This is a genomic window from Paracraurococcus ruber (assembly GCF_004353985.1).
In the GTDB taxonomy this organism is placed as follows: Bacteria; Pseudomonadota; Alphaproteobacteria; order Acetobacterales; family Acetobacteraceae; genus Paracraurococcus; species Paracraurococcus ruber.
The window spans coordinates 1-9589 of sequence record NZ_SMOA01000209.1 but is presented as its reverse complement, the minus strand read 5'-3'; the positions used below and the strand labels follow the sequence as shown (position 1 = coordinate 9589).

Annotated in this window: 7 protein-coding genes and 1 pseudogene; 6 read left to right on the top strand and 2 right to left on the bottom strand. The window is 67.7% G+C overall.

Features of this window, described 5'->3' with window-relative positions:
• The first annotated feature begins 56 nt into the window (after window positions 1-56).
• Complete coding sequence (locus tag E2C05_RS24305) at window positions 57-1562, top strand: IS4 family transposase (protein WP_205083033.1); 1506 nt, start codon at window positions 57-59, stop codon at window positions 1560-1562.
• Window positions 1563-1605: 43 nt separating this feature from the next.
• Entirely contained in the window at window positions 1606-1875 is a 270-nt protein-coding gene (locus E2C05_RS35350; protein WP_133222230.1) for a transposase, read from the top strand.
• 181 nt (window positions 1876-2056) lie between these two features.
• Here E2C05_RS35350 and E2C05_RS24295 read toward each other — a convergent pair whose 3' ends face one another.
• Window positions 2057-3616 carry an HWE histidine kinase domain-containing protein gene (locus tag E2C05_RS24295; RefSeq protein ID WP_133222229.1) on the bottom strand — a complete coding sequence of 520 codons (1560 nt, stop codon included), beginning with the start codon at window positions 3614-3616 and terminating at the stop codon, window positions 2057-2059.
• A gap of 693 nt (window positions 3617-4309) precedes the next feature.
• Between E2C05_RS24295 and E2C05_RS24290 the strand changes: the two genes are divergently transcribed.
• Together E2C05_RS24290 and E2C05_RS24285 are read left to right on the top strand one after the other, a co-directional pair.
• Window positions 4310-4909, top strand: coding sequence for a PEP-CTERM sorting domain-containing protein (locus tag E2C05_RS24290; RefSeq protein WP_158292343.1), 600 nt, complete (start codon window positions 4310-4312; stop codon window positions 4907-4909).
• 808 nt (window positions 4910-5717) lie between these two features.
• Window positions 5718-7949: a PAS domain-containing protein gene (locus E2C05_RS24285; RefSeq protein ID WP_158292342.1), complete on the top strand. Its 2232-nt coding sequence runs from the start codon at window positions 5718-5720 to the stop codon at window positions 7947-7949.
• Window positions 7950-8073: 124 nt separating this feature from the next.
• Here E2C05_RS24285 and E2C05_RS35490 read toward each other — a convergent pair whose 3' ends face one another.
• The gene (locus E2C05_RS35490) at window positions 8074-8265 is read right to left on the bottom strand and encodes a recombinase family protein (RefSeq protein ID WP_158292341.1); all 192 of its coding nucleotides are present in this window, start codon (window positions 8263-8265) and stop codon (window positions 8074-8076) included.
• Between E2C05_RS35490 and E2C05_RS24275 the strand changes: the two genes are divergently transcribed.
• On the top strand, window positions 8264-8887 hold the full coding sequence (locus E2C05_RS24275; RefSeq protein ID WP_133222226.1) for a LysE family translocator: 624 nt from the start codon (window positions 8264-8266) through the stop codon (window positions 8885-8887). The two genes, E2C05_RS35490 and E2C05_RS24275, sit on opposite strands and share 2 nt — an antisense overlap.
• A 557-nt stretch (window positions 8888-9444) precedes the next feature.
• Window positions 9445-9589: pseudogene (locus E2C05_RS34805) on the top strand (IS5/IS1182 family transposase); the annotation flags it as partial.

The window sequence follows — 9589 nt, the reverse complement described above, 5'->3', positions numbered from 1 at the left end:
GGCCGCGTTAACGCGTTTCGGACTTGGCGGCAGGAGACCCGCGTCCAGCTACCGGCGTGAATGCCAGGGCCGCCCTGTCGCCGCTCCAACGCGACCTATCCCTGAACAACTTGGCAATGCCGACGGACGGTAGCGTCCCGGTCGGGAGCGGTGACGCGGAGCGAAGCTGGATCGACACCGAGGTGGCGGGATGTCAGCTCGGCGATCAGCGCCTGGGCAAGCGCCTGCGGTTGTTGCTGGGACAGCTTGAGCAGGCAGCGGGCTCTCCGCTGCCGCTGGCCTGTCAGGACTGGGCGAACACGAAGGCAGCCTACCGCTTCCTGTCGAACGAGCGGTTCAGTGAGGATGCACTGCTGGCCGGGCATTTCCAGGCGACCGCCGACCGTTTCGCCAATACGCCCGGGATGGTCCTGGTCGTCCAGGACACGACGGAGTTCAGCTTCCGCTGGGCGAAGCGCGAGACGATTGGTGCCATTGGCCAAGTGCCGATCGGGCTGGACCGCAACGGCAAGCCGCGCATCCTGACGCAATGTGGCCTGCTGATGCATGGCAGCCTGGTGGTGACGCGCGAGGGACTGCCGCTCGGACTCTCCGCCGCCCAGTTCTGGAGCCGCAAGAGCTTCAAGGGAACCACCGAACTGAAGCGGCACGTCAATCCCACACGGGTACCGATCGAGGACAAGGAAAGCGCCCGCTGGCTGTCGAGCCTGGGGCATTCGACGAGGCTGCTCGGTGATCCCGGACGCTGCGTCTTCGTTGGTGATCGGGAAAACGACATCTATGAGTTCCTCTGCGCGGCCAAGGAGGCCGGCACGCATTTCCTGGTCCGCACCTGCGTCGACCGCCTCGCCGGCGATGGGCACCGTACGGTCGCGCGGATGATGGCCCGCGTTCCGGCTTCGGGGCAGCACAAAATCGAGGTGCCGGATGCAAAGGGGCGTCCCACCACGGCAACCCTCCAGTTGCGCTTTCGCAGGATCCATATCCTGCCGCCGATCGGCAAGCAGAAGCGCTATCCGGCGCTCGACCTGACCGTGATCCACGCGTCCGAAGCTCGAAAGCCTCGTGGGCGAGCCCGCATCGAATGGAAGCTCGTCACCGACCTGCCCGTCAACTCGATGCGGAGCGCCATCGAGAAGCTCCTCTGGTATGCCCAGCGCTGGAAGATCGAGTTGTTCCACAAGGTCCTGAAGTCAGGCTGCCGCATCGAGGCGGCACGGCTGCGAACCGCAGAGCGCCTGACCAAGCTGATTGCCATGTTCTGCATCCTGGCCTGGCGCGTCTTCTGGACCACCATGGTTGCCCGCACTACGCCGTTTGCCCCGGCCAGGGCTGTGTTGACCGAGAGCGAAGCCGTCCTCCTCGATCGCACTGTCAGGGACCAGCCATCGACACCTGCTGCAGCCACGCTGTCGCGCTATCTCATGAAGATCGCCTGTCTCGGTGGCTATCTCGCTCGCGCCCGTGATCCGCCGCCGGGCATCATCGTCATGTGGCGCGGCTGGTCCCGCCTGGCAGACATGATGCTCGGAGCAGACGCCATGCAGCAGAAATGTGGGTAATCGGAAGGACTGGCTTACGCTTACGGCTTGGCCCAGCTTGCGCGTGGCAATCCTCGATGGCGCCTTCACCGCGGAGCGCTGCCAGACGTGGTCCAGCCTGCATGGCATGCGGCACGAGGTCGTCACCCGAACGCCCGGACAGAAGGGCTTCGCGGTGCTGCCGCGGCGCTGGGTAGTAGAGCGTAGCTTCGGCTGGCTTACCCACTGGGGTGGCCTGCTGCGCGACCGCGCCGGCCGCCTCGACGTGGCCGCCGCCAGGATCGAGTGCGCGGTCGTCCTCGCCGCCACCGAAGCCTTGATCAATCCAGCATGACCCAGCTCAAACAGGCTCTGACCAGAATATCTATTGTACGCGCGCCAAGGCCAAATGTTAATTCAGTGGCATCCATGGCTGGCAATACTCAGGTGCACACCAGACTGGTGCTCTACGTCGGCTCGTCTTGTGCACGGGTGTACCGATCTCTCATCCTGGATCCATGTTTTGCCTGACCCGCTTATTGCGCGTCTTCAGCAAGCACGCGCATCGCGGGCAAGACGAGATCGCATGTAAACCCAGACGCTGGCCATCGAGGATCATATTGTCCCCCCAGTTGGTCAATGATGGTCCCCCGCAGCACGCGAGTGCCGAAGCCTGCGTGCTGCGGCGGACCTGCAACCGCAGACCCGCCAGTCTCGGTCCATCGAATGCGCAATAAACCTGCTTCCGAGCTGATGTCCCACGTAATCGCAACTCGGCCGGTAGGCCGAGACAGAGCGCCATGTTTGGTAGCATTGGTGGCAAGCTCGTGCAGCACCATGGAGAGCGGCTGGGTCGCCCGGGCCGCGAGGATCACTTTCGCCCCCTCGATCCGGGCCCGCGGCCCGGCTGACACTTTGGCAGGCGCCAGGAAAGGCCGCAGCTCGCCGCGAACCAGGTCTGCGAGGTCGGCGCCGATCCAGTGGCGCTGCGCGAGTAGCGTGTGGGCCCGCGCCAACGCAGCCACTCTTCCCTCGACAGCTGCCGCGTAAGTCCGTGGGTCCTCGGCTGGCGTTAGGCGAAGGGCGGCGAGCACCACTGCCAAAGCGTTCTTTGCACGATGGTTTACCTCGCGCACCAGCAGCACCTGTCGCTCCTCGGCCCGGTGCCGCTCTGTGACGTCCTGCAGCAGCCCCGAGACGCGCCAGCCCGTCGGGTCCTCCGGTGAGCCTAACAGCACCTGACCTTGGACCTGAACCCAGAGGACCGAGCCTTCTTCGCGCAGCGTGACCCGAAACTCCTCGGCGAGCGCGCCGCCCTCATCTGCTAACCGTTGCGCCGTGGCCTCTAGGCGGGTCCGCTCCTCCGGGTGCGCAGTCGCCGCTACCCCGCGCAGTGCGAGGGGGACCGTCTCGCTGAGACCGATCAGCCGCCGGAGCGCTTGGTGGAGAGATTCCTGCCGATCGGACCATGGGGCGCTGAGCTCGAAAGCGACTACTCCCGCCGCCTCTTGCGCACGGCGTAGCCGGGCCTCAGCCTCTGCTGCGGCGCGGGCGCGCTGCGCCTGTAGGCGCAGCTCCAGCTCATCCCGGGCCAGGTCCGCAAGGGTCGAAAGCCAGCGGGCCTCGTCCTCAGTGACGCCGTTGGGCCGAGGCTCGTTGGAAATGGCGCAGACGGTACCAAGCGCGAAGCCGTCAGGCGTTCGCATGGGCGCTGCGGCATAGAAGCGAATCTGCGGCCCGCCGGTGACCAAGGGGTTGGCGGCGAAGCGAGGGTCGGTGCGCGCGTCCGGGACCACGAAAACTTGCTGTGGGTTCGCCGCGATCGTGTGCGCGCAGAACGCCCAATCACGCGGCGTCTGTTGGACTTGGAGGCCGACGCGAGCCTTGAACCACTGCCGGGTCTCGTCGATGAAGGAAACAAGCGCGACTGGGGTGCGGAGCAGGTCGCGGGCGAGCATGGCCAGCTTGTCGAAAGCCTCCTCCTCCGGCGTATCGAGGATTCGGTAGCGGTGAAGTGCCGCAATCCGGTCCTCCTCGTCAGGGATAAGTGGTGGCCCGAGGCCTTTCTGTCGGAGAGGGTCAAAGCGTCGAACCATTCTTCACGGTCCCTTTCGCATTGGGCCACATCCGCAGGTTGTTCGAAAGCATTCTCATTCGTGTGAACAAAGGTTTGATCCGCAGTGCCATCCGGTGCGGGTCGCGGAGCGCTCGCTCGACCCTTCCGGCTGTCCGGTGCCTACCGGAGTATCGCCGCCCTTGTTTGGTGAAGCATTCGAGCGCCCGCCCTTCGCCATTTGCGGCGGGCGGATCCAAGGCTTCGTGCTGCCGCCCGCGCCCCCTCCCGCGTCACTGCCAGCGCCAACCGCTGAGCCGCATGCTCGGCTGCTCCTCGTGGGCTGCGGCGAGCCGCTCTTCGTCGGGTGGGTGATGCAGGACGAGGGCTGCAGGGTCTGAGTTCGACCTAATCCGGCGGTCGCTCGGATGGCAGGCGGCTACCGTGCAGTGCTTGGGTCGCAGCGCCGAATCGCAGGGCACGACCAGAACTCAGGCCAGTGATGTCGCCGCGCCTACAGCCTCCAGCGAGGTGCCACAGGCTTTCGTCTGCCCACCTCCGAAGCGGCCGGCGAGCCATGACGGGTGGCGCCTCGTGCCGGCTACGCGCAATGTCGGAAGAGTTTACAAATCCAAAGACGGCCCGCGCCGGAAAGCTCGAACACATTGAAATGTAAACGGGCTGGATGCTGGCACCGAAATTGCCAAGTGCTGTCCAACACGTCTGGGAGCAGGTTATGAAATGCATCCTCCCCGCAGCTGTGGCGGCGCTTGTGGTCCTTGGCAGCGTCGGTGCCTCGCAGGCTGCGACCTCTTTGCAGACCGTCAGCATCGGCAGCCTGCCGATCGTCGTTGGAGCCGGGCAGAGCGTCAGTGTTGCCCTCGATCCGTTCGCCCGTTTCGATCCAGCGGCCGGCACGCTCAATGCCGTGACCCTCGCCACCACGATCACGTTCGCCTTCAGCAGCCCCGCGATGCCCGGGGATTTCTTCTCGCTCTCGGTCAAGGAGCCGGCAAGCAACGTGACGGTGGATGGCCTGCAGGGGGACGCGCTCGGAGACGCGCCGATCGTCTACCTGGGCGGCAACACCTTTCCGGCGCCCTTTGGACCGCAAGCGCCCCTGTTCCTTGGAACCGGCATGACGACGCTGGTCCTGCAGACCTTCAGCACGCGTGCCCTCAGCGTCACCGGCTTCCAGGCGACCGTGACCTACGACTACACGCCGCAAAGGGTGGAAGTGCCCGCGCCCGCATCCCTGGCGGTGCTCGGAGCCGGATTGCTCGGCCTCGCGGCGGCACAGCGAAACTCGCGTCGCCGCAAACACGCAGGGCGGTGACCGACCGCGTCTGCTCCGGCTCCCCGCCCCAAGGCGCTCGAGATTGCTGCGGGCTGGGCGGTCGTCAGCATCATGGCTTGGCGCGGGCCGATCTGCCGTGCGCGCCGCCGCTAGTTGTCCCGCGGTTCGGCATGCGCTGCGGCGCGCTGGGCGGATGTCCGCTCCCCGCCCCCTTCCTGGACCTTGCGATAGATATCAAAGGTCTGGCGTGAGCCACTAGCGGCACGAGCAGGACCCTCGGCACCGGCCCCGAAAGCGGCGAGTTCGACTCAATCCCGCGCTATTGCTCGGGCAGCGAGATGGCTGCCGCGTTGTTCGAGGCGGAACGGGCCTCTGCCTCCGTATCTGCGGCGCGCGTCTTCAAGGACGGCCACAGTGGCTTCGCAAGATGGATTAGCGTCGCTGCAACACCGGCACCCGGTCGCGCGGGCCGGCTTCCGCCTTCGCTCCGCGTCGCACACCCCTCTCTGCAGCCTACACCTGAGTTCGATCAACAGAACGCGACTACGCTTCATTCCTGCTCGACCAAGACGGCAATGTTGCGAATATGTCGCCAAAACGACACTCGGGGACGGAAAGCTTAAGCTTGGAGCCTGCCCTTCCCTCATCGGGTCACGCGCTGTGCCGGGCTCCACCGCCCATTTGGGCCCACCTAGCCGCCTTTGCGCTCCTGATCGTCTTGCCCCTGTGGTGCCTGCTTGGTTACATCGCATGGACCTCAGTCGAGCAAGCGCGCCGGGAGAGCCAGCAGCAGGCGCTCCTCGTGGCACGAAACATAGCCCTCCAGCTTGACCGGGAGCTCGCCGGCTTGGGCGGGATCCTTGATGCGCTCGCTACCTCGCCGGCGCTGCAGGACGGTGACCTAAGCCGTTTCCACGGGCAGGCAGTTCGTGTCGCGCCGACCCGCGGCGCGATTGTCCTGCGGGACCGGTCGGGGCAGCAGCTGGTCAACACCCTGATCCCGTTCGGGACACCCCTCCCGGTCACCACGGCCCCGGAGGTACTCGCGGCAGACGAGTGCGTGTTCCGGACCGTGTCGACCTGCATCTCCGACGTCTACGTCGGCACCAGCGACCCCCAGCCTTATGTCCTACTCGACGCACCGGTCGTCCTGAGCGACAGGGCCGGGGTTACGTTCGCGCTCAACGTCGCGCTCAGGGCGCGGCACCTGGCCACGATGCTTGACGGCCATCGGCTACCGCCGGGCTGGGCGGTGTCGATCCTGGACCGCCAGGACCGGATCGTCGCGCGCTCGCCCGACCACGAGCGGTTCGTGGGCAGCCTGGCCAACGCGGCGCTGCGCCAGCAGGCCACAGCGAACGAGGGCATCGTCCGCGGCGTGAATATTGCCGGCGTCCCGGTCTCGGGTGCCTACGTTCGCCTACCGGCCTGGGGGTGGCGCGTCGCCATCGGCGTGCCGGAGGCGGTCCTCGACGCGCCGCTCCGGCGGTCGGTGCTCTCCTTCGGCGCAGTCGGGCTGCTGGCGGTCGCGGCGTCGGTCGCCGCGGCGCTGCTCTACGGGCGACGCCTTGCGCGCCCGATTCGGATGCTCGCCCGCGCCGCAGCGGAGGTGGGCGCCGCGCCTGCGCTCGGCCCGACGGCGATCCGGGAGCTCGACGAGGTCGCCGCGTCGCTGGCCGCTGGTGAAGAGCGCCTGCTGCTGGCGCAGGAGGCGGGGCGCATCGGCACCTGGGAACTGGACCCCCGCACCGGCGAGGCCGTCGTGAGCGTGCCGCAGGCCCACCTCTACGGCCTACCGGCCGAGGCGGCGCCGCACGGCCTCAGCCGGGACGTCTGGCTTGCCCTTATCCACCCCGCGGACCGCGCGCGCGTTGCGGCGACGGTGCGCGATGCGGTGGCGTCGGGCACCGCCTACGAGGACGAGTTCCGCATCCTCCGCGCCGACACGGGCGAGGAGCGCTGGGTTCGGGCGCGGGGACGGTGGTCGGCGCGTCGTAGGCGACTCGTCGGCGTCAACATTGACTTCACCGAAGCCAAGGCCGCGGAGGCTGCGCTCGCCGCGAGCGAAGCCGAGTTCCGTGCCACCTTCGAGAACTCGGTGGTCGGCAAGGCTCAGGTTGACCCAACGACACTGCGCTTCGTCAGGGTCAACCGTTGCTTCTGCGAAATCCTGGGCTACGATGAGGAGGAGCTGCTCGCGGGCATGACTTTCCTCGACGTCACGCACCCCGAGGATCGCTCCGCCAACGAGACGGGGTTCCGCGAGGCGATGGCCGAGAGGCTGCCATACGAAGTAGAAAAACGCTACCTGCGCAAGGACGGCGGCGTGCGCTGGGTGATCGTTTCCGTGGCGCTGCTGCCGTGCGCGCCCGGGCGGCCAGCGCGGACGGTGGCCGCGGTCCAGGACATCACCGCGCGCCGCTGGGCAGAGGAACGCCAGGCTCTGCTGGCGCGCGAGGTGGACCACCGCGCCAAGAACGCGCTGGCGGTGGTGCAGGCGGCGATCCGGCTGACGCCAAAAGACGATGCTGCCGCCTTCGCGCAGGCGGTGGAGGGCCGGATCAGCGCTCTGGCGCGCGCGCAAACGCTGCTGGCGGAGCGCCATTGGGGCGGCGCGCCCCTGAGCACTCTCATCGAGCGTGAGCTTGCGGGCTTTGTCGGCGCGGGGGACGACGTCGCGCTGACCCGAGCTCAAATCGAGGGGCCGCCCCTGCTGATCGCCGCAGAGGCCGCGCAGCCACTGGCGATGGTGCTGCACGAGCTCGCTACCAATGCGACCAAGTACGGCGCTCTGTCGGCGCCGGGCGGCCTTGTATCTGTTGCATGGATGCCGGACCCGGCGGAAGGGTCGCTGTTGTTGGAATGGGTCGAGACGGGCGGCCCTCCCGTGCCGGGCCCGCCGCGCCGGCGGGGCTTCGGATCGCGCGTGCTGGAGGCAACGCTGCACCAGCTCGGCGGGCACATCGCGCTGGAATGGCGCCCCGAGGGCCTTGCATGTCGTGTCCGCGCGCCGCTCGGCCGCACTGTGGCCGAACGGCATTCCGGCCAGTCCCCCGCGACGGCGATTCGGGTGCACTGACGACGACCGCCCTCGGCAGAAACGCCGCAGTTTCCGGAACCAGCCCGTGCGGAGCGCTCGAGACGGAGGGCTAGGGCCTGCAAAGCTCCCCTGAGTCTGCATTCCACCCTTCTCGGCAGTACAACTAATGCTCGCAGGGTGCTGCCCTCTCCAGCACCCGCGCCACCGTCGTGTGGGTCCATGCCGCACCGCCCCGCGGCGTCGGCACCCCACGCTCGGTCAGCGCCCGCGCGATCGCCGCCTGAATGGCGCACCGCCCACCCCGGTCATCAAAGCAATGACACCCGCAAGAGCACTGCGGTATCCTGGCCACCATGCTCGATCTCGCGCTCCTCGCCGCTTTCTGGGCGGCCTTCCTTCTCGCCCTCGTCAGCCCGGGGCCGAACTTTGCCGTCATCGCTGGGACAGCGCTGCGTGAGGGGCGCCGCCGGGCGCTCGGTACGGCCTTCGGGCTTGCAGGAGGCGAGGCGGTGTGGGCCATCGGCGCGGTCCTCGGTGTTTCGGCGCTCGCCGCGCAGCACCCCTTGCTCTCAGAAGCCCTCCGGATCGGCGGCGGCGCCTTCCTACTGTTCCTCGGCTTGTCCTCGCTCTGGGCCGCGCTCCGCCGCACTGATGCCCTGGCGCCGGTCGGACCTATGCCGGAGGCCACTGGCGGCACCGGCTTTTGGCGCGGCTTCGGCCTCATGCTCCTCAATCCGAAGGCTGGCGTGTTCTGGGTGTCGCTGTCCGGGCTCTTCCTTGGCGCGGCCGGCGGCACCACTGCTGCCGCGGCCGTCATGAGCGCGGTAGCCCTATCATTCCTCTGGCACGGTGCGCTTGCCTGGATGCTCTCGGCCCAAGCCGTAGCGCGCGCCTTCCGGCGTGTGCGCCGTGGCCTCGACGCGGCCTTCGGCGTCGTGATGACGGCTCTCGGCCTCCGGCTGCTTGCTCCCAGCTGAGGAGGCGGTTTCCCCACAAGGTTTGCTCGCCACCTTTCTCGGCGATCCGACTGCGATGGTCAGCTCATCGCCCGCGCCATCAACCGCGCCACCGTCGTGTGGGTCCACGCACCCGATCCCCTCGGCGTCGGCACGCCGCGCTCGGTCAGCGCCCGCGCGATAGCCGCTTGGCCGATGACCCCGTCGGCCCGCAGCCGCTCCAGTTTCGCGGCCGGCCTTTGAGTATCCTGCTCCGCGTGCCTTTGCAGCCAGCAAGACGTTGCAGATACGACCACAGTGCCCACATCACGGTGCGGGGAATCGTCAAGGAAGAGCCCGTGCCAGCATCCCTTCATCCCGCGCCCATCGCGGCCCTCCTGTTCAGCCTTGGGGCTACAGCGCCAGCCGTTGCTCAATCGCCCACCCCGACGCAGGTGATCGAGGCGTTCGAGGGTGTCTTGGGCCCGATCCGCACCCATCGGCCGAGCCACGGCGTTGTTGCATGGATCGCTTGATCTGGAGTTGGCGGGTAAGCTGGCAAGGAGGGCGAGCCCTCGACTGTCGGGGATGGACCCACCTTGCCGTTCAAGGCCAACGCTGACCGTAGGCACCACATCCCGCGGCAGCGCCACCGGGTGACGAACTGGGCGGAGTACGACGCGGGCCTGCGCACTCGGGGCAGCCTGACCGTGTGGTTCTCCGAGGCGGCGGTCGAGAACTGGC